We start from the raw sequence: 22348 nt of genomic DNA, 5'->3' as shown, positions 1-22348 counted from the left end.
GTCAGCTCCTGGGTTCGGTTCCGGGAAGGGCGCGGGGAGCCCGTTCACCACGTGGTTCGGCCGCGGGCGGGGTTTGGCGCGGGCACGCGGCCAGGACGAGTGCGCTGTTGAACCCGCCCTCGCCGCGCGCCAGGATCAGCGCGTGGTCGATGCGGGCGGGACGGGGGCGTCCGGTGACCAGGTCGAGTCCGTAGGACGGATCGGCCCGCACGTCCGCGGTCGGCGGGATCATCCCGTCGCGCATGGCCAGCAGGCAGGTCGCGACGTCGACGGCGGCGCCGCCCGCCGACATCCGCCCGGTCATCGCCTTGGGCGCCGTCACCGGCACGCCGCCGGCGCCGAACAGCCCGGTGAGCGCCTCGGCCTCGGCGCGGTCGCGCATCGTGCTGCCCGCGGCGTCCGCGAACACCACGTCGATCCGCTCCGGGGCGACACCGGCCTCGGCGAGGGCGAGCGCGGCGGCGTTGCGCAGCGTCGCCGGGCGGCTCGATCCCGGCGGCGGGTCCATCGTCGCGGCGTACCCGGCGACCCGCCCGTACCGGTGCCGGGCGCCGCGGGCGCGGGCATGGCGCTCGCGTTCCAGGACGAGGATCGCGCCGCCTTCGGCGATCACATGCCCGGAGGCGTCGGCGGCGAAGGGGCGGTAGGCGGTCGCCGGGTCGTCGCCCGCGGACACCTGCGGAGCGGTCGGCGCGTCCCGGCCGGCCGACATCGCGGTCACCCCCCACGAGCACACCGGGGCCTCGAATCCCCCGGTCAGCACGCCGACGGCGCCCTTGCGCAGCACACGGCACGCCTGCCCGATCGCGTCCAGACCGCCGGCCTGACCGCTCACGAGGACGCCGCAGGGGCCGCGCAGCCCGTGGCGGATGGAGATCTGACCGGTGTTGACCGCGTAGAACCACGCGTACGACTGGTAGGCGCTGACCTTCTTCGGCCCCATCGACCACAGCTTGCGCAGTTCGTTCTCACCGAACTCGAACCCGCCTGCCGAGTTGGCCAGCACGACGCCGTACAGCAGCGACTCCTCGGGGGACGGCGACAGCCCGGCGTCGTTGACCGCCCATTCGGCGGCGGTCAGCGCCAGCTGGGTGAGGCGGTCGGTCTGCGGCAGCAGCCGTCCCGGGAGGTGGTCGCGCGGAACGAAGCCGCGGACCTCGCCGGAGAGCCGGGCCGGGTAGCCGCTCGGGTCGAACCGGGTGATGGGCCCGATCGCGACGCGGCCGGTGAGCGTCGCCTCCCAGTGCCGCTCGGCGCCCAGGCCGCTCGGGGAGACCACGCCGAGCCCGGTGATGACCGCCTGGTCGTCCTCGGCGGCCGTCGGGGCCCCGGTCATCCCGGCCACCTTCCCGGGGCGCTGAGCACCATGGCGCTCTGGAAACCGCCGAACCCGCTGCCGACCGTGAGCACCGTGTCGACCCGCTGCTCGCGTGCCGTCACCGGAACGTAGTCCAGGTCGCATTCGGGATCGCGATGCCGGAGGTTCGCGGTGGGCGGGACGATGTCGTGCTCGATCGCCAGCGCGCTCGCCGCCACCTCGATCGCGCCGATCGCGCCGAGCGAGTGGCCCACCACCGACTTGATGGAGCTGACCGGCAGCCGGTAGGCGTGCTCCGGGCCGAGCGCGAGTTTGAAGGCGGCCGTCTCGTGCCGGTCGTTCTGCCTGGTTCCCGACCCGTGCGCATTGATGTAGTCGACACCGTCCGCGGGGACGTCCGCCTCGTCCAGGGCCGTTCTGATCGCCGCCGCCATCTCGGCACCGTCGGGCCGCAGCCCGGTCATGTGGTAGGCGTTGCTCCGGGACGCGAACCCGCGGATCTCCGCGTGCACGCGCGCGCCCCGCGCGTGGGCCGCCGCGGCGTCCTCCAGCACCAGCATCGCCGCGCCCTCGCCGAGCACGAACCCCGCCCGGGTGGCGTCGAAGGGGCGGCAGGCGCGCTCGGGGTCGTCGTTGTCCGGGGACGTCGCCCGGATCGCGTCGAAGCAGGCCACCGTGATCGGGGAGATGGGCGCCTCGCACGCCCCCGCCAGCACCACGTCCGCGGCGCCCTCGCGGATGATCTCCACACCGTGCGCGACGGCGTCCAGTCCGGAGGTGCATCCGGTCGAGACCATGCAGGCGGGCCCCTCCGCGCCGACGTCCCAGGCGACCTCGCGGACCAGGGACGTCGGGACGAGGTAGTCGGGCAGGTGCGGCGAGCCGTAGGACGGATCCACCACCGCGAGGCGGCCGCTGTCGCTGACCACGCTGTACTCGCGTTCGAGCGAGACGGTGCAGCCGACCGCGCTGCCGACGACGACGCCGGTGCGGGCCGGGTCGAGGTCGCCGGACCGGAGCCCGCAGGCGGCCAGCGCCTCCCGCGCGGTGACCAGGGCGAACTGGGCGGCGCGGTCCATCCGGCGCCGCTGCCGGGGCGTCAGCCCGTGCCTTCCGGCGTCGAAGTCGATCTCCGCCGCCATCCGGGACCGGTACGGCCCGGGATCGAACACGGTGATCGTGCGGAAGGTGGGCCTGCCGCCGGTGACGGTGTCCCAGAAACCGCTCGTGCCCGGGGCGCCCGGCGTCAGGACCCCGATCCCGGTGATCGCCACAGGGCGGGCCGGCCGCCCGCTCATGCCGGCTCCGCCGCGGCGGACGGCGGCGTGTCCACCGACGGCGGCGGCCCATCGCCGTGCGGCTCCGCGGTCTCGACATGGCCCATGTCGGGGCTCGGGGCCAGCGGCCCGAGAAACAGCACGGCCGTCACCGGCCGGTCGCTTCTGTTCTCGTAGCGGTGCCGGGCACCGCGGCGGATCAGCACCGCCTCCCGGGCGTTCACGACCTGCTCGGCGCCGTTGACGGCAAGAACGAGGCACCCGTCGGAGACGTAGACGTGCTCATCGGTGTACGGGTGGTAATGCTCGCTGACGCGCTCCCCCGGCTGGAGTTCGAGCAGCGCCATGAGGCCCGCCGTCGTCCGGGCCGTGCCAGGCGACAGCAACATCCGGATGGTGCCGCCGAGCCGCTGGTTCGGTTCGACCTCGCGGGCGCGGACCTTGACGGCTTCGAGAGCGGTCACGTTCCCTGGCCCCGCTTTCCGGCCGGTACCGGACCGTCCGGGATGGGCGGCGCGACCGACTCGGCCCGCGTCCGATCGCGGGCGGGGGCGTCGTGCTCCTCGAAGGCGCGCGTTTCGAGGGGCATGGGGGTGAGGGCCATCGGGGGTTTCGTCCTTCCTGGCGGGCGGCGGCCGTCCCTCGCCTCGCTCGGCTGCCGAGAGTGGCCGGTACGCCTCTGGAGATCGGTGCTGAGCGTCGTGTCGGGGCCCTCCCGCCTGGGGGAAGCACGTACGCCCGATCCGGCTTCGCTCCTTTCAGAGAACCGCGCGGACTCTCTTCTTATAACCAATTCCCAACGATCAATGGCAAGGCATAGGTAGATTGTTGCGAGATCCTCGGGGCCCAGTTCTTCGGAAATCCGGACCGAGCGCGCCATCGAGACACCCCACCCCCGAAAAGGGTGTTCACTTTAGGCTATTTTCTTCACATGTCCCGACTGTGTATCTCGCCACATAAGTCGACTATGCCGGTTACGCGACGCCGGCGCGGCCGCTCGCGACGCGAGGATCATCGCCTCTGACCTGGCGAGAGGACGCGGGGTGGCGTGCAGGACAAGGTGAGGCACCAGCCGACCGGCCGTCTTCCCAAGACCGTCAGCCCTCGCGGAAGAAAGAGCCCGAGGGGTCGCACAATCGAAAGTGATACGCTCCGAAACAAGATCCAAGGCGACTTCACCCGCATTTACGAAGCGCTTGATTCGACACGTTCAGGCCTTACCGGCAACGGAACTCCGACGCCGGGACACCGCCTCCCGCCCGCATCGGCCAATGCGCCGCGGGCACACCGGCAACGCCCCGATCGTCCTGGTGCACGCCCGCGCCCCGCTCACGAGCACACCGGGAGGGCAGGATCATCTGCCTGGACGCCGACATCCTCGACCCCGGCGCGATCCTCGGTTCCGGCCACCTGCGCGAGCCCCCCGACCTGAGCCGGCCCGTGGCGCTGAGCCTCCTCGCGATCCTGCACTTCATCCCGGACGACGCCGCTCTACATGCCGCTGAGACCGGCCAGCTGCACGTGCCTGTGCTCCGCGCTCGGCGACAAGGGAGTGGCCACCGGCGGCGCTGGGCGGAGTCGGCGCACCGGCCAGCGGAGTCGGGTCAGTGCGGGACCACGGACCGCTTCAGGGGTCCATGGCTGCCCTCGACCAGGCAGATGACCAATCGGCGTCCGACTTTCCAGGCTTCCTCGGTCGGGGCCACTTAGGCGGTGTCGTCGATATCGGTGGGTGGGTTCGCCCCCCAGACCTTGCCGGCACGCTTGGTGCAGCCTTCGATCACCTTTTCTTCCATGCCCCCGTCCCCCGGGTACTTGTCACCGTGCATTGTGTACCCCGGTCCGGTGGCGCGACGTGGAGCTTCAGACCGGGGCCGTACCGGCGTCACCGGGCCGCATGGCGGTGACCGCGAACCGGTTCGTGCGGCGCCCGGCGGGGACGGGCGGGACCGGATCCCCCGCAGGGGCCGGTGGAACGACCGGGGGTGCGGGGCCATCGAGCGGAGCCCGGGTCGGCCGGCGCGGGATCGTTCGGGACGTCGTCAGAGGCAGGCGGCGCGGTCACGGCGGAAGCCTAAAAACTGGAAATTGCGATAGAGCGCCATTTCTGACGGCCGTCACCGAGTCGTGATCATGAAGAGCGGAACCGTCAGGCGGACGTTGCCAGGATGGGGACGCCCGGCCCGGTGAGATCGCGCAGTGCCGCGCGCCGGCCGGAGATCGCCAAGAGCAGCGCGAGTGCGGTTCCGCTCACCTCCGGGCCGTCTCCGATCGCGAGGCCGGCGTCCGTCGCGTTCAGGCGGAAGCGGGCCGCCAACTCCCTGGCCCCTCCGAAGGACGCCGGTGTGCGGGCCTGGTAGCGGAGTGATCTGACGACCGCCTCCTGCGGATAGGCGTGGACGATGACCAGAGGACGGCGGATGTCCTCGCCGTGGACGACCTCTTCCACCAGGCGGCTGTCGAGCGCTGCCGGAGGGGTGGACGTGCGCGAGGCCACCTGGCGGAGCCGCTCCAGCGTCTCCCGGGGTGAGGGACCACGCTCGCGCTGAACCCCCTGGGTGTTCTGACGGTCGAAGTCGAACCGCGCCTGAGCGAGACGGAGGACGAAACCGAGGCGGGTCGTGCGGGCCGTGTCGATCAGGTGCGCCACCACGTCGTGCACCGTCCACCCGTCGCAGAGCGAGGGCTCCTCCCACCGCTCGGCATCCAGGTGCGCGAGGTCGTCGATCAGCGCCGCGCGCTCCGCATGCACCATCGGCCACACATCGTTCTTCACGGCTTCTCCTCCGATCGCCAACAGGTCCGCAATGAGGACTCGCGGCGCGGCGGGAACTCATCGCAACGCGAGCGAGCACCCCTGGCGCGAACTGGATCTGGTTCCTGGCCCTGTCGGGCCTGTTCCTGGACGCCTACTCCAACGCGGCGCCGGGCGCGGGGCTGTCCCCCATGGTCGAGCAACTGGACCTGTCGCCCCCACAGGTCAGCGTGCTCATCGCGATGGCCCCGGCCACTGTTCGGCAAGGAGTTCGAGAAGGCGACCGCGGGCTCCATGGCGTTCAACGCGGTCGGCATCGCCGGCGGGTGCCTGTCCGGCCTACTTCGGCCGCCGGCTCGGCCTGCGGGTGAGCTCGGCGGCCGGGTTCGCGGTGGTGTTCGTCGCGCTGCTGGTCATGGGCGCGACCTTCGAGCAGCTTCCGATCGCGCTGGCCGCCGCGCTGCCGGTGCTGTTCATCTTGTCCGTCGTGGACGAGGACGGGGACTTCGGCTTCACCGACCCGTCCGTCCTCGGGGTGCGGCTGCCGATCCTGTCGGTCATGGGCGATCAGCACGCGGCGATGGTCGCGCTCGGCGCGCACCGGCCCGGCCAGGCGATGTGCGTGCACGGGACGGGCACGGCCTGGCTGGTCACCGGCCAGGCGCTGCACGCGCTCGTGATCGCCGGCCTCGTGCTCGGCGGCCATACTTAGCCCTTGCGCTAACCATTGCCAGAATGCAATACTTAGCCTCATGGCACAGCATCTGCCGGAGCTGGACGGTGTGTTCGTCGCCCTCGCCGATCCGACCCGGCGCGCCGTCGTCCGGCGCCTCGGGCACGGGCCCACGAGCGTCGGCGACCTCGCCCGTGAATTCCCCATGACCCTCCCCTCGTTCATGAAGCACGTGCGGACCCTCGAAGCGAACGGGCTGATCCGCACCGTCAAGTCCGGCCGGGTGCGCACCTGCGCGCTCAACCGCGAACGGCTCGGTCTCGTCGACGACTGGCTCGCGGAGCAGCGCCGGATCTGGGAGGGGCGCACCGACCGCCTCGAACAGTTCGTCACCGACCCTGAGGAGGAATCCCAATGAACCCCGATCTCGACCTCGGCCTGGAGCGGATCATCCGTGCTCCGCGCGCGACCGTGTGGCGCGCATGGACCGATCCATCCCAGTTCGAACAGTGGTGGGTCCCGGCCCCCTCCCGCTGCAAGGTGGTCCGTTTGGACCCGCGGCCCGGAGGCGCGTTCGTCACGCGGCTGAGCGACGACGGGGCCGAGTTCGTCCCGCACATGGACGCGTGCTTCCTCGCCGTCGAGGAAGCACACCGGATCGTGTTCACCAACGCGATCGACAGCACGTGGCGCCCGGCGCACCCCGCGCCGGTCGCGATGACCGCCACGATCACGATGGACGACCATCCGGACGGCACGGACTACCGGCTGGTCGTCCAGCACCGCGACCCCGAGGCCCGCGCCCACCACAGCGAACTCGGCTTCGCCGACGGCTGGACGACGGTCGCCGGCCAGCTGGCCGCGTTCGCGGAAGGGATCACCTCGCGATGAAGGTCACCCTCACCGAGTTCGTCACGCTCGACGGGGTCAGCCAGGGCCCCGGCTCGCCCGACGAGGACACCACGGACGGTTTCACCCGCGGCGGCTGGCTCGTGCCCCACATGGACGCGACGTTCGTCCGGCGCGCCTCCGAGTGGCTCGACCTCGCCGACGGCCTGCTCCTCGGCCGGCGCACCTACGAGGCGTTCGCGCGCGACTGGCCGAAGATCACCGACCCGGCCGACCCCTTCGCCGGACGGATGAACACGCTGCCGAAGTACGTCGTGTCCGACACCCTCACCGCGGGGACCTGGCACCCCACCACGGTGCTCACGGGCGATCCGGTCCAGGCGGTCGCCGACCTCAAGGCGCGGCCGGGGCGCGAACTCCAGATCCACGGCAGCTCCCGCCTGGGGGATTCGCTGCTGCCGACGGGCCTGATCGACGCGCTCCGCCTCGTGGTCGCGCCCGTCGTGGTGCGAAGCGGCCGGCGCCTTCTGAACGCGCAGGGCACCCCGAACGGGCTGCGCCTCGTCCGCCATGAGGCCACTCCGGCGGGCCTGCTGCTCCTCGAATACGAGACGACCGGCCAAGCGCTCCAAGGCCGATACGAGGGAGCCGCAGCGTTCGCCTAGTACGGAAGAAGGGCGGACCACATGCTGCGGCTCGACGGGCTTCGAACGAGGCCGTCGAGCCGCAGTTCGCGACTCGGCTCAGCCGCGCTGGGAGCGCACGGCGACCCGGCGGATGAGCTGCACGTCGGTGAGCGGTCCCGTGGACGCGGCGAAGCCGAACTTGACGGTGTTCGGGACGGGCCTCGGAGCGGCGAATCTCAGCACCCGCTGGAAACCGCCGCCGTCCCGGAAGTCGATTTCGACCGTCGCCACCGGATTCGGGCCGGGCGGCACTGTCACACGGACGACTCGCTTCACCGGTTCCAGCAGCCTTTCGGCCCGGCTCGGCGTGACATGGGCGGGCATCGTCTTCAGGTCGCCGTGGAGACTCCCGGGAAGCGACGATCGCCAGGGGCCCCTGGACGTCCTGTTCTTGGTGGTCGCGTCGAGCAGGCAGTATCCGGTGGCCCCGTTCCCGGGGCCGCGCGCGGTCACGATGTTGGGGCCGGGGGCGGGCGGACGGAACACCGTCCCGGCCGGGGAACGCCGCTCGCAGCCGTTCCCGCGCCCTTCTCCGTCGCCGAAGTAGTCCCCGAGCACATCGAGCCCGATGCCGAGGTATCCGCCGTCGACTCCGGGGACGAACTGCTCGCCGGCCCTGCCGCCCGGCAGTTTCTGGGCGTAACCGAGACTCCCGCCGAACGCGCCCGGCGTGGTGAGGCTTCGGGCGCCGTCGGTCAGGAAGAACGAGATCCCGTCGGCAGGGGCCCGGGTGGTGTTGCCGTACTGCCATTGTTCGAAGGTGACCTCCAGGCCGTCCCGCGTGGGAATCGGCGAGTCGAACAGCGCGGCGCCGGTCTCTTCGGAGTGGGCGTCGGTGAGCTGGAGGTATCCGCGCGATGCGGCGTTGCCCGGCGGCACGGGACCGACCGGGTCACGGCGGCACCCCCGCAGCGGATGGTTCGTGGCCTCCGCCGCGGCGGTCCCCCGCGGCGCGCCCGTCAGGCAGGCCGCCCCGTACCCGGTGAAGCGCGAATCCGCGGTGCCTCTGGTGAACGATTCCTGGACCAGCACCGATCCCGGCCGCCGGTCCGCCGCCGACGCGTGCCCGAATGACGCGTGCCCGAATGACGCGACGGCCGCGACGACACCGACCGCCGCCGTCATGCAAGCTCCCCGATGCCTCATGCCGTTTACCCCTCACGGAGATCCGAAGCGATCCTTCTTCCGCGTTCATCTGAACACATGATCACGCCGAGATCCCCGCATTGCCGGTACTACGGCGATATGCGAGGCCATTCTTTAATGAAATGCATGGCATCCCATGAGATGGCCACATCTTCGCCACGAGGAGCGGCGGGCAGGGCCGTCCGTGGCATCCCCCGGTGGTTCAGGGCTTGCGGGCCAGTCCTCCTGAGCAGGACACCTCGGGGACGTCGTCCTGGCCGGGGTCGGGCCGCCATCGCGTCACCGGCACGACACCGGGTTCCAGCAGTTCCAGGCCGTCGAAGTAGCCGGCGATCTGGTCCTGCGCGCGGGGATTGTAGGGAACGGCGCCGCTGGCGGAGTTGTAGGTCCGGATGGCCTCGGTGTAGGCGGGGTCGCTGTCGGTGCCGTCGTAGACGGCCAGGTAGCTGCCGGACGGCAGTGCCGCCATGAGCCGGCCGGCGATCGAACGCGCCTGGTCGTAGTCGCCCACCAGCCCCAGGATGCCCATGAGCATGAGCGCGACGGGCCTGCCGTAGTCGAGGGTGCGGGCGGCTTCGGTGAGGATGGCGCCGGGATCGCGGACGTCGGCCTCGATGTAGTCGGTGGCGCCCTCGGGCGTGCTGGTCAGCAGCTTCCGGGCGTGCGTCAGCACCAGCGGGTCGTTGTCGACGTAGACGATGCGGGAGGCCGGAGCGAGCCGCTGGGCGATCTCGTGGGTGTTGTCCATGGTGGGCAGCCCGGTCCCGATGTCCAGGAACTGGCGGACGCCCGCCTCCCCCGCCAGGTGCCGCACCACCCGCCGCAGCATCCGCCTGGACTGCCGGGCCATGGCGACCATCCCCGGAAAGACCGCGAAGATCGCTTCTCCGGCCTGCCGGTCGACGGGGTAGTTGTCGGTGCCGCCCAGCAGGAAGTTCCAGATCCGGGCCGAATGCGGCACGGTGGTGTCGATCTCGGGTTGTGAGCTCATCGCAGACGGCCCCTGGTCCTCGGGTTCCTTGCCTGCTTTTCTACCCCTCCACCGCCCCGCCGAGAGCCATTCGGGGACGGGGTTATACATGAGCGCTGTTACATTAGCGCTGTGACATCTTCGGACCCGACCGCGGCGCCGGGGCGGTGGCATGCGCTGCACACTCTGCTTACCGTCCTGGACGCCCAGATCGAGTCCCTGTACACCGACCGCGGCATCCGGGGGGTCCGCCCCCGCTTCGCCTACCCCCTGATCCGGCTCGCGCACACGGGCCCGCTGACGATCCGGGAGCTGGCCGCCTCGCTGGACCGCTCCCACTCGGCGATGAGCCAGACGATCGCGGCGATGCGCCGGGAGGGGCTGGTCGACTCCGAGCCCGGCACGGACGCCCGCACGCGGCGCGTCACCCTGACCGACCGCGGCCGCGGCCTCGTCCCGTTCCTTGAGGCCGAGTGGCGCGCGACCGAGGCGGCGGTCGCCGAACTCGACGACGAGGTCCCCCATGCGCTCAGCGCCGTCGTCACCGAACTGGAGCGCGCGCTGGCCCGGCGGCCGATGAAGGACCGGATCCTCTCCCACCTCGACGCGGCGCCTCCCGAGCCCGCGCCCCCGGCGGCTCCCGCCCCGACCGAGCGGTAGTCGTGGCCTTGCGCGAAGGCCACGCGATCCAGGCCCCGCCTGCTCGCGTCCGTCACCTTCGCGCCGCTGGCCCTCCTGGCGGGCGGCCTGGCGACGGCGCCCGCGGTCGTCTCCGTCGGCCTCGCCGATCCTCCCCTGCTCCGGCACCGGACAGCGGACGGGCACCAGGACGCGCGACCGTCCACTGTGCCGGGCGACACGTGCCGGGCGACACCGTGCCGGGCGACACCGTGTCAGTCTGAGCGCGGACTTGCTCCCAAGGGCGCCGTGAACAGCGCTTCCACCGGCGGTTTTCGCTTAGGGTCATGTTCCGTCTGGTTCTGAAACCATGCCCAAAACCCCATGGGCGGCGATCAAGGACGGCCGGGGGCGGGACACGGGCGTGCCGGGGCATCCTGCGGGCGGCCACGGAGATCACGGAGAAAGCGGGAGAGGGTCATGGACGTCGAGCGGACATCGCTGCCGGGCATCGGGTTGCGGCATGTGTTCACCACCGGGCGGGGGCGCCAGATCGGAGTGGTGTCGCACCGCACGGGCCGCCGCGATCTGGTGATCTACGACAAGGACGACCCCGACACCTGCGTGGTGTCGGTGGCGCTGGCGGCCGAGGAGGCCAACGCCCTGGCCGAACTGCTGGGCACCGGCCGGGTGGTGGAACGGCTGGCCGAGCTGAACCGGCAGGTCGAGGGACTGGTGACCGAGCAGATCCTGCTGACGGCCGCCTCGCCCTACGCGGGCCGCAGGCTGGGCGACACCCGGGCCCGCACCCGCTCCGGAGCCTCGATCGTGGCGGTGGTCCGCGACGGCGAGGTCATCGCCAGCCCGCGCCCGGACTTCGAGTTCCGCGCCGAGGACGTCGTGGTGGTGGTCGGCACCGACGAGGGCACCGCCGCCGTCGCGACCATCCTGCACGGCGGGTGACAGGACCATGCACGCCGCGACACAACTGATCGAACTAGGGGCGATCGTCCTGGCGCTGGGCCTGCTGGGCGCGATGGCGGTCCGGTTCTCCATCTCCCCGATCCCGCTGTACCTGGTGGCCGGGCTGGCCTTCGGTTCGGGCGGCATCCTGCCGTTCGGCGCCAGCGAGGAGTTCGTCTCGCTCGGCGCCGAGGTGGGGGTCATCCTCCTCCTGTTCACCCTCGGGCTGGAGTACACCGCGGGGGAACTGGTCGGAACGCTGCGCACCTCGGCCCCGGCGGGACTGGCCGACCTGGTGCTCAACGCCGCCCCCGGGGTGGCGGTGGCGCTGATCCTGGGCTGGGGGCCGGTGGCCGCGGTGGCGCTCGGCGGCATCACCTACGTCACCTCGTCCGGGATCACCGCCAAGGTCATGGGGGACCTCGGCTGGCTGGGCAACCGGGAGACCCCGGCGGTGCTGTCGATCCTGGTGTTCGAGGACCTGGCGATGGCCGCCTACCTGCCGATCCTGACCGCGCTGCTGGCCGGGGCCTCGCTGGTCGCCGGGGCGACCACGCTCGGCATCGCCGCCGCCACCATCACAGCGATCCTGTTCGTCGCGCTGCGGCACGGCCGGCTGGTGGAACGGTTCGTGGCCAGCCCCACCGACGAGGTGCTGCTGCTGAAGGTGCTGGGGCTGACCCTGCTGGTCGCCGGCCTGGCCCAGCAGTTGCAGGTGTCGGCCGCGGTCGGGGCGTTCCTGGTCGGCATCGCCCTGTCGGGACCGCTGGCCCACACCGCCCGCGACCTGCTGGCTCCGCTGCGGGACCTGTTCGCCGCGGTGTTCTTCGTGTTCTTCGGCCTGCACACCGACCCCGGCCAGCTGCCTCCCGTGCTGGGTGTGGCCGCGCTTCTCGCCGTGGCCGGGATCGCCACCAAGCTCGCCTCCGGCTGGCTGGCCGCCCGCCGCGCGGGCGTGGCCGCCCGCGGGCGGCTGCGCGCCGGAGCGGCGCTGGTCCCGCGCGGAGAGTTCAACATCGTCATCGCCGGACTGGCCGTGTCGGACGGGATCAACCCCCGGCTCGGGCCGCTGGCCGCCGCCTACGTGCTGATGCTGGCCATCGCCGGGCCGCTGATCGCACGCGGCGTCGAGCCCTTCATCCGCTGGCGCGGCATCCGGCCGTCCCGCACCCGGCCGAGCGGCGCGCGCCGCAAGCAGGACGTCCCCCCGCCCGCCGACGGCGCCGACGACGACCGGGACGACGGGCGGGACGACGGGCGGGAGGACGTGGAGACCGCGGGCCGGCCACCGGTGCCCGGCCGGCCCTGAACCGCGAGCCGGCGTTTCAGCGCCCGGGTCGCGGAGGGGTGAAGGTGCACGGCAGGCGCTTGTAGCCGTTGATGAAGCCGGACCTGAGCCGGTCGGGCTCTCCCGCGGCGATGTCGGGCAGGCGGGTGAAGAGCTCGCGGAACATCACGGTGATCTCCCGCCGTGCCAGGTTGGCGCCCAGGCAGAAGTGCGGGCCGGGACCGCCGAACCCGACGTGCGGGTTCGGCGAGCGCGTGATGTCGAAGCGGTCGGCGTCGGTGAAGACCGCCTCGTCGCGGTTGGCGGACCAGTAGAACAGCGTCACCCGGTCGCCCTTGCGGAAGGTGTGGCCGCTCATCTCGTGGTCGCGGGTGAGGTTGCGCCGCATGAAGATGACCGGGCTGCTGAAGCGGACGATCTCCTCGACGGCCCCGGCGATGCGTCCGTCGAAGTCGGCCAGCAGCAGTGCGCGCTGGTCGGGGTGCTCGGTGAACAGCTTCAATCCGTGCGCGATCGCGTTGCGGGTGGTCTCGTTCCCGGCCACCACCAGCAGCAGGAAGAACGTGGCGAACTCGCGCGGAGTCAGCCGTTCGCCGTCGACATTGGCGTTGACCAGCGCCGAGGTCAGGTCGCCGGTGGGGGCGGACCTGCGCTCCCGCCCGAGCCGGGCCGCCAGCCGGTGCAGCCGCCACCCCGCCGACGCCACCGTGCCCAGCATGCGCAGCGTGGCGAGCCGGCCGAGCTTCGGGGTCCCGTCCCTGTACTCCACGGTGGCGCCCACGTACTCGGGGTCGCTGTAGCCGACGATGATGTTGGTCAGCTCCACCACCCGCCGGTGGTGCCGGGCGGGGATGCCGAGCATGTCGCAGATGACCTCGACCGGCAGCCGCGCCGCCGCCCCGGAGACGAAGTCGCCGCCGCCGGCCGCGACCAGCTCGTCCACGATCCGGGCGGCCCGCCGCGCGATGTCGTCCTCGGCCTTGGCGAGCATCTTGGGGCTGAACGCCCGCGAGACGATCCGGCGGATCTTGGCGTGCCGCGGATCGTCCATGTCGATCATAGAGTTGAAGTAGCCGTCCATCCAGCGCGGCATGTCGGCCGGGCTGGTGGCACTGGGCTCGCTGCTGAACACCTCCGGGTGGCGGCTGGCCTCCGTCACGTCCGCGTGGTGGACCAGCGCCCAGGACCCCGGGCTCTGCCCGAGGAAGGGGAGCTTCGGCAGGGTGAAGAACACCGGACCCGGCTGGGCGCGCAGCAGCGCGAACGCCCGCGCCCGCTCCTCCAGCGGGCGGGCCCAGAACCGCAGATCGCTCAGGTCGATGTCCGCCAGCGTCAGCTGCGGGGGGATCTCCGTGGCCACCGGGCCTCACGCTCCCGTCTCGTCGCGCCCGAAGTTCTGGTGAAGCAGCGCACCAGAAATATCTGGTGATTACCGTCTCCAGATTCGCGGAGGAAGTCAAGGGATGCGGCACAATCAGGGCTGTGACGTCCCAGAACCCCCGCGCGCGCCCCTACCGCGGCGTGCCCGCCGACCAGCGCCGGGCCCGCCGCCGGGCCGCGCTGCTCGCGGCCGGGCTGGAACTGCTGGGCACCCAGGGGCTGGCCGCCACGACCGTCCGGAAGGTGTGCGCCGAGGCCGGGCTCAACGACCGCTACTTCTACGAGAGCTTCCCGGACCGCGACGCCCTGCTCCTGGCGATCGTCGACGAGCAGGTCGCCCAGGGCACCGACGTGATCCTGTCCGCCGCGCGCGGGGCTCCCCGCCACCCGCAGGCCCGTACCCGCGCCGTGGTGACCGCCGTGTTCGGCTTCCTGACCACGGACCCGCGCCGGGCCCACATCCTCACCCACGCCTTCCCCTCCTCCCCCCTGCTCCAGCGGCGGCGGATCGAGATCATCCGGACCGTGGCCGCGATCTTCGCCGCCCAGACCCACGAGACCCTCGACCAGGTCCTGCTCCCCGACGTCGACGTGGAACTGACCGGCCTGACCCTCACGGCCGGCCTCTGGGAGCTGTTCACCACCTGGTTCCGGGGAGACCTGGAGGTCGATCGCGACCACCTGATCGACTACACCGTCGCGCTCATGCTGAGCACCGTCGAACTGGCCGCGCCCCTCCACCACCGCCTCCGCTGACACGGCACGGCCCGCGCGGCGACACCGGAGCGCAGTTCCCCCGTGGGCGTGAGAGGGCCGCATACGTGCGTTGAACCCGCCCTGACGAGCGCGGCTGTGATGGAGCACACTCGCGCCGGTGTTACGGACAAGCCGCCTCCGGTGTCCTGTGGACGGCACGTCCTGATGGAGGAGGCGGACATGAAGGTGATCGTGGCAGGCGCGGGGTACGCCGGAACGCTCGCGGCGAACCGGCTGGCGAAGAAGGTTCCGGACGCGGAGATCACGGTGGTCAATCCGCGGCCCGACTTCGTCGAGCGGGTGCGGCTGCACCAGCAGCTGGCCGGGACGGGAAGGGCTGCGACCCCCCTTTCGCGGATGCTGCGCGACGGCGTCCGGTCCCGGCGGGCGGCGGTGGAGAAGATCGGCGAAGGCGGCCTGACGCTGGACGGCGGCGAGACCCTCGACTTCGACTTCCTGGTGCTGGCCGTCGGGAGCACGCTGTCGCCCCTGCCCGGCACCGTCCCGATCGGGACGTGGGAAGGGGCGGAGCAGGCCCGGAAGGCACTGGCGGCCCTGCCGGCGGGCGGCGCCGTCACCGTCGCCGGTGCCGGGCCGACGGGCATCGAGACCGCCGCCGAGGTCGCCTACGCCCGTCCCGACCTGTCAGTGCGGCTCGTGGGGCGGGACCTCGCGGCCACCCTCTCGGAGGGGGCCCGACAGCGGGTGCGCGCCGGCTTGGAACGATTGAAGGTGTCGATTCTGGAGGACGCCGTGGAGCGGGTGGAGGCCGGTGAGCGGGCCGCCGGAACGGTGCGGCTGCGGTCGGGTGAGCGGTTCTGCTCCGACCTCACCCTGTGGGCCGTCATCGGCGGCGTTCCCGACCTCGCCGCGCGCAGCGGCCTGGAGGTCGACGAGCGGGGCCGCGTCATCGTGGACGAGTACCTGCGCAGCGTGACCGACCCGCGGGTCATCGCCGCCGGCGACTGCGCCGCCGTCCCCGGCTCCCGGATGTCGTGCCAGACGGCGGAGCCGCAGGGGGCGCACGCGGCGGACACGGTGGCCCGGCTGATCAGTGGCCGCGCACCCGAGCCCTACTCGGTGCAGTACGTCGCCTCGTGTCTCAGCCTGGGGCGGCGCGACGGCGTGATCCAGATCGTCCGGCGGGACGACACCGCTCGGCGGGCGTACTTCGCCGGCCGCGCCGCGGCCATGACCAAGGAGGGCGTGGTCCGGGGCGCCAGGTTCAGCGCCCGTACCGCCATGGCCGGCGCCCTTCCCGAGAAGAAGTGATCGGCCGCCCGGCCGGGCGCCGAGCGCGCAGGAGAGGATGAGCCCATGAGCGACCACGCCGCCGACCCGGCGACCGAGGCCTTCGTCGCCCACCGCAACCTGCTCTTCACCGTGGCCTACGAGATGCTCGGCTCCGCGGCCGACGCCGAGGACGTCCTCCAGGAGACCTGGCTGCGGTGGGTCAAGGTCGACCTGGGGCAGGTGCGCGACCGGCGCGCCTACCTGGTCCGGATCACGACCCGGCAGGCGCTCAACCGGTTGCGCACGATGACGCGCCGCAAGGAGGCCTACGTCGGCCCCTGGCTGCCCGAGCCGCTGCTCACCTCGCCGGACGTGGCGGAGGACGTCGAGCTCGCCGAGAGCATGTCGATGGCGCTGATGCTCGTCCTGGAGACGCTGGCGCCGACCGAACGCGCCGTCTTCGTGCTGCGCGAGGTCTTCGACGTCGGCTACGAGGAGATCGCGGCCGCGGTCGGCAAGAGCCCCGCGGCCGTCCGCCAGATCGCCCACCGCGCCCGCCGGCACGTCGACGCCCGCCGTCCCCGCGAGGCGGTCTCGCAGGCCGAGAGCAGGGCGGTCCTGGAGTCCTTCCAGCGCGCGCTCGACACCGGGGACCTCCAAGGGCTGCTCGACGTGCTCGCCCCCGACGTCGTGATGGTGGGCGACGGCGGCGGCCTCAAGCGGGCGGCGCTGCGGCCGGTCACCGGCGCCGAGAAGGTGGCCCGCTACATCGTCGGCGGCATCGGCAGGGTGCCGAGCTCGGTCACCGTCGACCAGGCCATGGTCAACGGCAGCCCGGCGCTCGTCATGCGGCTGGACGGCGAACTCGACGGCGTCCTGGCGGCCCGCGTCGAGGGCGACCGCATCACCGGCCTCTACTACGTCCGCAATCCCGAGAAGCTGACCCGCGTCGAGTCCGAGATCCCGCTCACCCTGCGATGAACACCGGCGGCGAGCCGGTGCCGCGTCGAGCGCGCTGCCGTCCGGCGTGACGGTCGGACACCCGACGGCGAGGTCTCGTGCGCGCACGGCTCCAACGCAGCCGTCATCGCCTAGATCCGGCGGGTGGGCGTCGAGCGTTAAGACACGGTCATCAGCGTCACCGGCCGGCGCCCCAGGACGGGCTCAGCGGTCGAAGGCGCCCGGATCCCCGGGGGCGGTGTGGAGGTCGAAGACGACACGGCGCAGATCGTCGATGGCGTCGTCCAGTCCGGTCAGAGCCGCCCGGACGCGCCGGGTGGCCTGAGGGTCCTGGATGAGGGCCAGGGCACCGTTCAGTTCAAGGCCGATGCCGAACAACCGGCAGGTGATCTGGTCGGCCAGGTCGTGGCCGATGCGCTGCCCGTCACGCGATCCGCACGCGAGCCCGGGCGCAGGTGACGAACAGGTCATCCCTCTGCCCTCTGCACGGGGAGCGAACGATACACGCAGGAACATTCCCGGGGCCATGCCCCTGACCACGCCCGCGAGGTAGGGATTTGCGGGCATTTTGTTGATTCTGTCCCCATTTCAGGGCCGAAAGTCCCTCGTACCCGGGACAGCGGCCCCTGCCTGCGCCTTCGCGTCCCGGGAAAGGCTGGACACACCGACAGGGGAGGGATCGGCCATGAACGATCACGAGAGGACGGGCACCGTCCTGGTCGGGTACGACGGGTCGCCCGCCGCGGACGAGGCGATCCGCTGGGGAGTGCGGGAGGCTCTGCTCCGCAATCTGCCCCTCACGGTCTGCCATGCCTGGCACTGGCCCTATCCGCTGCGCCAGCCGGACAGGGACACGCTGGAGGTCCTGCGCGGCGCGGGTGCGATCGTGGCGGACGAGGGCGTGCGCAAGGCCCACGGCCTCGCCGAGGGACTGGACGTCCGCTGGCGCCTGGAGCGGGGGTGGGCCTCGGCCGTGCTGCTGGAGGCATCGCGCGACGCCGCGCTGGTCGCACTCGGCTCGCGGGGGCACGGCGGGTTCGAGGGGTTGACGGTCGGCTCCACCGCGGTCCAGGTGGCGTCCCATGCCGACCGCCCGGTCGTCGTCGTGCGGCAGAGCCTGCCGCCCACCCGGCGGGGCCGCGAGCGGCTGGTGGTGGGCGTGGACGGCTCGACGGGCGGCGAGGCGGCCATCGGCTTCGCCTTCGAGGAGGCCGCGCTGCGCGGCGCCTCGGTGACGGCCGTGTGCAGCTGGTGGGACCCGGCCGCGTTCCGCGGACCGGACCGCGTCCCCTTCAGCGACCCCCAGATGATCAGGCGCGAGGCGATGAAGCGGTTCGAGGAGGACGCCGCGGCCTGGCGGAGCCGGCACCCGCAGGTGCCGCTGGAGACCGAGTTCCTGGTCGACACGCCGCGGCAGGCCCTGGTCGGCGCCGCCCGCGGCGCGGCGCTGCTGGTGATGGGCGTGCGCGGTATCGGCTCGGGACCGCAGACGCTGCTGGGTCCGGTGACCCAGACCGCGCTGCAGGAGGCGCCCTGTCCGGTGGCGGTGGTGCCCGTCCAGGGAACCGGGCGGCGGAGGACCGCGGAAACCGCGGTGGCGTCGGCGCGCGGCGGCACGGGCTGAGCAAGGGCAGGCGTCCGGGCGCCCGTCCGGACGGTGGGGGGACCGACCCGCCCGGCGCAAGAGCGTGCCCGCGACGTTCACGAAGGTCCCGCGAACTGGGCGATGCCCCTGCTCGCGATTCCGTCCACCGGCAGGTTCACCGCTCCGTGCGCCCTACCGTGGCCCGCCGACGACGGCGACCGGGCACTCGGCGTGGTGGATCACCCCGTGGCCGATCGAGCCGAGCCTGGACAGGCCCCAGCGGTGGGGGTGCGCGCCGACGACGACCAGGTCCGCCGTCCGCGACACCCTGGTCAGTTCGGACACCGGGTGCCCGACGAGGACGTCGTTGGCCACATCGACCAGCGGATACCTCTCGTGGAGTGGAGCGTAGGCCTCGATGACCCGCGCCCGCCGCTCGTCGTTCAGGCGCTCCTCGTCGAGGGCGTATCCGGCTTCGGCCATGTCCACGGAGAGCTGCCACGCGTGCACGACGCGCAGCCGCGCCCCGCGGACGGCGGCCGCCTCGAAGGCGTACCTGAGCGCCTCCCCCGGCTCCTCGGCGACGTCGTGACCCACCACGACCTCGCCGCGGCCGGCGGCGCCGTCACGCACGATCACCAGCGGGACGGCGGTCTGCCCCGCCATGCGCAGGCCGACCGAGCCGAGCAGGAGCCCGGCGAAGCCGCCGTGCCCGCGGTGCCCGAGCACCAGCTCGAACGCCTTCTCCGTTTCGTCTCGCAGAGCGTCCGGCGTCGCGTTGACGACCAGGGCGGTCGTCACCCGCAGCCCCGGCCGGCGCTCCAGGACGCGGCTCTCGGCTTCCAGCAGCACGGCATGCCCGGCCGGTGAGGTGCGCTCGGCCGCGTCCGGAGGAACGAACCGGCGGACCTGGTACGGCCAGATCTCCGCCGCGTGGACGATGTGCAGCGGCCGGTGCCGCAGCGCCGCCTCGCCCGCCGCCCAGTCGACGGCCCGGCCCGCGGCGGCGGACCCGTCGGTCCCCACGACGATCGGTGCGGACATGGCTCCTCCGACGATCACGCTTCCTCTCACGGCCTCCCTCCAGCCTTCGCGGACCGGGCCGGCGCGGGCCATGGACCAAGGTCCGCCGCGGCGGGGACCTTCGGCGCCGCCGGTCCGCGCCTGTCCGCGCCTGTCCGATCTGCGCGCGACAGCGATCCGGGTTCGCGTGCTCATCGCGCTGCGCAGCGAGGCCGAAGGAAAGGGCGCCGACCGCCGACCTGAGGGGGTCCAAAGACCCATGAGTAGGGGAATTTCGCCTCTGCCCTCGAACGGACCCTCGCGCGAGCCTGGTGGCATCGGCAGGAGGCACGCGATGAAGCAGACGTTCAGGTTCGGCACCTTCCGGGGGATCGCGGTCGGGATGCACTGGTCGGTTCTGGTGATCATGCTGTTGATCGCCGAGATCCTCGCGCGCTCGGTGCTGCCCGCCGCCGACCCCGGCGCGCCCCCCGGCGCGCGCTGGACGGCGGCCGTGCTGGCCGCCGTGCTGTTCATGGGCTCGCTGGCCGCGCACGAGTTCGGGCACGCGCTGGTCGCCCGCCGCCACGACGTGCGGGTCGGCTCGATCACGCTGTGGGCGCTGGGCGGCCTCGCGGAACTGGACGGCGAACCCGCCACCGCCCGCGCCGATCTCCAGATCGCCGGGGTCGGCCCGCTGACCAGCGCGGCGGCCGGAGCGGTGTTCGCGGGGGCCTGGGCCGCCGGGCACGCGCTCGGCGCCCCCGTCATCGTCACCGCCTCCCTGAGCTGGCTGGCGGCGACCAACATCCTGATCGCGGTGTTCAACCTGCTACCGGGAGCGCCGCTGGACGGCGGGCGCATCCTGCGGGCGCTGCTGTGGGGCCGGAGCGGGGACCGGGCGAGCGCCACCCGCAGCGCCCAGCGCGCCGGGCTGGTGCTCGGCCAGACCATGATCGGCGTCGGTCTGCTGATGCTGCTGCTGTGGAGCTGGTTCAACGGGCTGTGGCTGGCGGTGGTCGGCTGGTTCATCTCCAGCTCGGCGCGGGCGGAGGCGCGCTGGTCGGACCTGCGCGAGGCCGCGCGGGATCTACGGGTCGCCGACGTCATGACGCGCGACCCCGACCACGGCTGGGCCTGGCAGCCCGCGTCCGCGTTCGTCCAGGACGTGGCGGCACGGTCCCGCCAGACGGTGTTCCCGGTCGTGAGCGTGTCCGGCGACCCCGTCGGCGCCGTCACGGTCGACCGGCTGGCCCGCGTCCCGGAGCGGGAGACCGGCGTCACCCTCGGCGATCTGAGCGTCCCGCTCGGGTCCGACCGGATCGTCGGCCCCGAGCAGCCCGTGGACGCCCTGCTCCAGATGGCCCCCGTCGCGGGCGACCTCGTCGCGGCCGTCGCCGCCGACCACCATCTGCTCGGGATCGTCACCACCGACGACCTCCAGCGGATGATGCGCCAGACCCGGCTCCGCCGAGGCAGCCCGGCCCCCGCCTGAGACCCGGGCTTCCGCCCGGGCAGGGAGATCCCCACCGGGGGCACGGGGCGACACAGGGACCTAGGTCCCTGGTGGCGGACCGTCCGGGGAAGGAGCCTTGGGGGCGAGGGGGAAGGCATGGAAACGCAGGGGATCCAGCTGGAAGCGTCCGGGGAGCTCGTCACGTCGATCGACGACGACGGCGGGACGGCGCACGTGACGGCCCGCGGCGAACTGGACATCGCCTCGTCGGCCGCGTTCGGGATCGAGCTGGCGGGGCTCGTCGACGAACGCGGGCCCGACGTCGTGGTCGACGTCTCCGGCCTGACCTTCTGCGACGCCCGGGGTCTGGCGGCGCTCGTCGCCGCCGACGAGCTGGCACGCCGCCACGGCGGCGCCGTCACCCTGATCGGACCCCGCCCGCAGATGGCGAAGATCCTGCGGCTCACCGGGCTCGACCGCCGGTTCGCGTCCGCTCGCTGAAGCAGCCCCCCGCGCGAAGTCGCCGTGCTGGCCGGCGGGCGTTTCCTCAGGACGTTCGGGCGGGCGGCACCACCGCGATCGGGCAGACCGCGTTGTACAGCAGCCACTGCGCGACCGAGCCGAACGCGGGATGCGCGGCCCCGACGACCAGCAGGCGCGCCTCCTGCGCGGCCTCCCGCAGCGCTTCGGGCGGGGGCGCGAGGGGGTTCTCCGGATGCGTGCGGGCGTCCGGGTGCCGCTCCTTGATCACGGCGACGGCCCGCTCCATCGGCTCGTGGGCCGAGGAGCGCCGGAGCGCGGCGGCCGGCGACGCCTCACCCCCGGCGGGCGAGTAGACGATCTTCAGGGGCAGCTGCCGCGACTCCGCCTCGCGGGCGGCGAACGAGAGCGCGCCGTCCGCCGCGGGCGAACCGTCCACCACGACCACGACCGGCCTCGGATCCCCAAGGCGTGGCAGCGCGCCGACGCCCCTGACCACGATGACCGGGCATAGCGCGTGCATGGCGACGTGCGCGGCGACCGAGCCGACCGGCACGCGCGCGAGCCGCCCAAGGCCGCGGGACCCGAGCACCAGGAGCTCGGCGCCGGCCGACAGTTCCGTGAGGCGCTCCGCCGCCGACCCCTCCTCCGACACGGGCCTGACCGCAACCCCGGCCGTGCGCTGCCTGGCGCACTCGACGCCGTGGGCCAGCACGTGCTGCGCCGCCCCGCGCAGCGACCGCCGGCCCGCCTCCTCCAGATCGGGCCTGACCCCCTGGTACGGCCACTGCCACGCGTGGCACAGCACCAACGGCGATCCGCGCAGCTCCGCCTCGTCCAGCGCCCAATCCAGCGCCTGCATGGCATGAACCGATCCGTCGAATCCGACGACCACTTCGCGTGCGCCGCTTCCGTCGGACATCGCGAGCCTCCGTCCCGTCCCGCTGCATCCC

25 protein-coding genes are annotated in these 22348 nt (G+C 72.7%); 14 read left to right on the top strand and 11 right to left on the bottom strand.

What is annotated here, in order from left to right:
* Window position 1: 1 nt before the first annotated feature.
* From CHC11_RS27110 to CHC11_RS41625, 4 genes are read right to left on the bottom strand one after another with little or no spacing between them, the layout of a single operon-like run.
* Complete coding sequence (locus CHC11_RS27110; RefSeq protein WP_089314773.1) at window positions 2–1336, bottom strand: ketosynthase chain-length factor; 1335 nt, start codon at window positions 1334–1336, stop codon at window positions 2–4.
* Window positions 1333–2616, bottom strand: coding sequence for a beta-ketoacyl-[acyl-carrier-protein] synthase family protein (locus tag CHC11_RS27105; protein WP_089314644.1), 1284 nt, complete (start codon window positions 2614–2616; stop codon window positions 1333–1335). The genes CHC11_RS27110 and CHC11_RS27105 overlap by 4 nt, the downstream gene beginning before the upstream one ends.
* Window positions 2613–3059 carry a cupin domain-containing protein gene (locus CHC11_RS27100; protein ID WP_218826269.1) on the bottom strand — a complete coding sequence of 149 codons (447 nt, stop codon included), beginning with the start codon at window positions 3057–3059 and terminating at the stop codon, window positions 2613–2615. The genes CHC11_RS27105 and CHC11_RS27100 overlap by 4 nt, the downstream gene beginning before the upstream one ends.
* Entirely contained in the window at window positions 3056–3199 is a 144-nt protein-coding gene (locus CHC11_RS41625) for a hypothetical protein (protein ID WP_179279019.1), read from the bottom strand. The genes CHC11_RS27100 and CHC11_RS41625 overlap by 4 nt, the downstream gene beginning before the upstream one ends.
* Window positions 3200–3858: 659 nt before the next feature.
* Between CHC11_RS41625 and CHC11_RS43940 the strand changes: the two genes are divergently transcribed.
* On the top strand, window positions 3859–4305 hold the full coding sequence (locus CHC11_RS43940; protein WP_218826277.1) for an SAM-dependent methyltransferase: 447 nt from the start codon (window positions 3859–3861) through the stop codon (window positions 4303–4305).
* A 439-nt stretch (window positions 4306–4744) separates the two neighbouring features.
* Here the strand turns inward: CHC11_RS43940 and CHC11_RS27090 are convergent, their stop codons facing one another.
* A complete protein-coding gene (locus CHC11_RS27090) occupies window positions 4745–5371 on the bottom strand; it encodes a maleylpyruvate isomerase family mycothiol-dependent enzyme (protein ID WP_218826268.1) in 627 nt (208 codons plus the stop codon).
* A gap of 346 nt (window positions 5372–5717) precedes the next feature.
* Here CHC11_RS27090 and CHC11_RS42180 point away from each other — a divergent pair, with 346 nt between their 5' ends.
* The 4 genes from CHC11_RS42180 to CHC11_RS27070 are packed head-to-tail and all read left to right on the top strand — an operon-like array spanning window position 5718 to window position 7537.
* Window positions 5718–6062, top strand: coding sequence for a hypothetical protein (locus CHC11_RS42180; protein ID WP_218826267.1), 345 nt, complete (start codon window positions 5718–5720; stop codon window positions 6060–6062).
* A gap of 40 nt (window positions 6063–6102) precedes the next feature.
* Complete coding sequence (locus tag CHC11_RS27080; RefSeq protein ID WP_089314642.1) at window positions 6103–6441, top strand: ArsR/SmtB family transcription factor; 339 nt, start codon at window positions 6103–6105, stop codon at window positions 6439–6441.
* Complete coding sequence (locus CHC11_RS27075) at window positions 6438–6914, top strand: SRPBCC domain-containing protein (RefSeq protein WP_089314641.1); 477 nt, start codon at window positions 6438–6440, stop codon at window positions 6912–6914. Before CHC11_RS27080 ends, CHC11_RS27075 begins: the two co-directional genes overlap by 4 nt.
* Complete coding sequence (locus tag CHC11_RS27070; protein WP_089314640.1) at window positions 6911–7537, top strand: dihydrofolate reductase family protein; 627 nt, start codon at window positions 6911–6913, stop codon at window positions 7535–7537. The genes CHC11_RS27075 and CHC11_RS27070 overlap by 4 nt, the downstream gene beginning before the upstream one ends.
* Window positions 7538–7615: 78 nt before the next feature.
* Here CHC11_RS27070 and CHC11_RS27065 read toward each other — a convergent pair whose 3' ends face one another.
* Together CHC11_RS27065 and CHC11_RS27060 are read right to left on the bottom strand one after the other, a co-directional pair.
* A complete protein-coding gene (locus CHC11_RS27065) occupies window positions 7616–8683 on the bottom strand; it encodes an L-type lectin family protein (RefSeq protein WP_089314639.1) in 1068 nt (355 codons plus the stop codon).
* Between the two features lie 223 nt (window positions 8684–8906).
* A complete protein-coding gene (locus CHC11_RS27060) occupies window positions 8907–9695 on the bottom strand; it encodes an SAM-dependent methyltransferase (RefSeq protein ID WP_089314638.1) in 789 nt (262 codons plus the stop codon).
* A 111-nt stretch (window positions 9696–9806) separates the two neighbouring features.
* Between CHC11_RS27060 and CHC11_RS27055 the strand changes: the two genes are divergently transcribed.
* The 3 genes from CHC11_RS27055 to CHC11_RS27045 all read left to right on the top strand — a co-directional run bounded on the left by CHC11_RS27055 (window position 9807) and on the right by CHC11_RS27045 (window position 12564).
* Window positions 9807–10334, top strand: a complete 528-nt coding sequence (locus CHC11_RS27055) for a MarR family winged helix-turn-helix transcriptional regulator (protein ID WP_089314637.1) — start codon at window positions 9807–9809, stop codon at window positions 10332–10334.
* A 438-nt stretch (window positions 10335–10772) separates the two neighbouring features.
* Window positions 10773–11255: a cation:proton antiporter regulatory subunit gene (locus CHC11_RS27050; RefSeq protein WP_089314636.1), complete on the top strand. Its 483-nt coding sequence runs from the start codon at window positions 10773–10775 to the stop codon at window positions 11253–11255.
* A 7-nt stretch (window positions 11256–11262) separates the two neighbouring features.
* Complete coding sequence (locus tag CHC11_RS27045; RefSeq protein WP_089314635.1) at window positions 11263–12564, top strand: cation:proton antiporter; 1302 nt, start codon at window positions 11263–11265, stop codon at window positions 12562–12564.
* A 16-nt stretch (window positions 12565–12580) separates the two neighbouring features.
* Here the strand turns inward: CHC11_RS27045 and CHC11_RS27040 are convergent, their stop codons facing one another.
* Window positions 12581–13903 carry a cytochrome P450 gene (locus tag CHC11_RS27040; RefSeq protein WP_245919829.1) on the bottom strand — a complete coding sequence of 441 codons (1323 nt, stop codon included), beginning with the start codon at window positions 13901–13903 and terminating at the stop codon, window positions 12581–12583.
* Window positions 13904–14025: 122 nt separating this feature from the next.
* Between CHC11_RS27040 and CHC11_RS27035 the strand changes: the two genes are divergently transcribed.
* The 3 genes from CHC11_RS27035 (at window position 14026) to CHC11_RS27025 (ending at window position 16893) form a co-directional block, all read left to right on the top strand.
* Complete coding sequence (locus CHC11_RS27035; protein WP_179279018.1) at window positions 14026–14679, top strand: TetR/AcrR family transcriptional regulator; 654 nt, start codon at window positions 14026–14028, stop codon at window positions 14677–14679.
* 180 nt (window positions 14680–14859) lie between these two features.
* Window positions 14860–15951, top strand: coding sequence for an NAD(P)/FAD-dependent oxidoreductase (locus CHC11_RS27030; protein ID WP_089314770.1), 1092 nt, complete (start codon window positions 14860–14862; stop codon window positions 15949–15951).
* Between the two features lie 45 nt (window positions 15952–15996).
* Window positions 15997–16893, top strand: a complete 897-nt coding sequence (locus tag CHC11_RS27025) for an RNA polymerase sigma-70 factor (protein WP_089314633.1) — start codon at window positions 15997–15999, stop codon at window positions 16891–16893.
* Between the two features lie 183 nt (window positions 16894–17076).
* Here the strand turns inward: CHC11_RS27025 and CHC11_RS27020 are convergent, their stop codons facing one another.
* Window positions 17077–17343, bottom strand: a complete 267-nt coding sequence (locus CHC11_RS27020) for a histidine kinase (protein WP_179279017.1) — start codon at window positions 17341–17343, stop codon at window positions 17077–17079.
* Window positions 17344–17557: 214 nt separating this feature from the next.
* Here CHC11_RS27020 and CHC11_RS27015 point away from each other — a divergent pair, with 214 nt between their 5' ends.
* Window positions 17558–18496, top strand: a complete 939-nt coding sequence (locus tag CHC11_RS27015; RefSeq protein WP_089314631.1) for a universal stress protein — start codon at window positions 17558–17560, stop codon at window positions 18494–18496.
* A 153-nt stretch (window positions 18497–18649) separates the two neighbouring features.
* Here CHC11_RS27015 and CHC11_RS27010 read toward each other — a convergent pair whose 3' ends face one another.
* Window positions 18650–19501 (bottom strand): universal stress protein, encoded by an 852-nt coding sequence (locus CHC11_RS27010; protein WP_089314769.1) that lies wholly within the window; start codon window positions 19499–19501, stop codon window positions 18650–18652.
* A gap of 313 nt (window positions 19502–19814) precedes the next feature.
* Between CHC11_RS27010 and CHC11_RS27005 the strand changes: the two genes are divergently transcribed.
* Both CHC11_RS27005 and CHC11_RS27000 read left to right on the top strand, forming a co-directional pair.
* A complete protein-coding gene (locus CHC11_RS27005; protein WP_179279016.1) occupies window positions 19815–20954 on the top strand; it encodes a site-2 protease family protein in 1140 nt (379 codons plus the stop codon).
* A gap of 117 nt (window positions 20955–21071) precedes the next feature.
* Window positions 21072–21416: an STAS domain-containing protein gene (locus tag CHC11_RS27000; RefSeq protein WP_089314629.1), complete on the top strand. Its 345-nt coding sequence runs from the start codon at window positions 21072–21074 to the stop codon at window positions 21414–21416.
* A 46-nt stretch (window positions 21417–21462) separates the two neighbouring features.
* Here CHC11_RS27000 and CHC11_RS26995 read toward each other — a convergent pair whose 3' ends face one another.
* Window positions 21463–22317, bottom strand: a complete 855-nt coding sequence (locus CHC11_RS26995; RefSeq protein ID WP_089314628.1) for a universal stress protein — start codon at window positions 22315–22317, stop codon at window positions 21463–21465.
* Window positions 22318–22348 lie beyond the last annotated feature (31 nt).

The sequence above is a fragment of the Actinomadura mexicana genome (assembly GCF_900188105.1).
GTDB classification, from domain to species: Bacteria; Actinomycetota; Actinomycetes; order Streptosporangiales; family Streptosporangiaceae; genus Spirillospora; species Spirillospora mexicana.
This window is presented reverse-complemented; position numbering and strand designations above follow the sequence as displayed.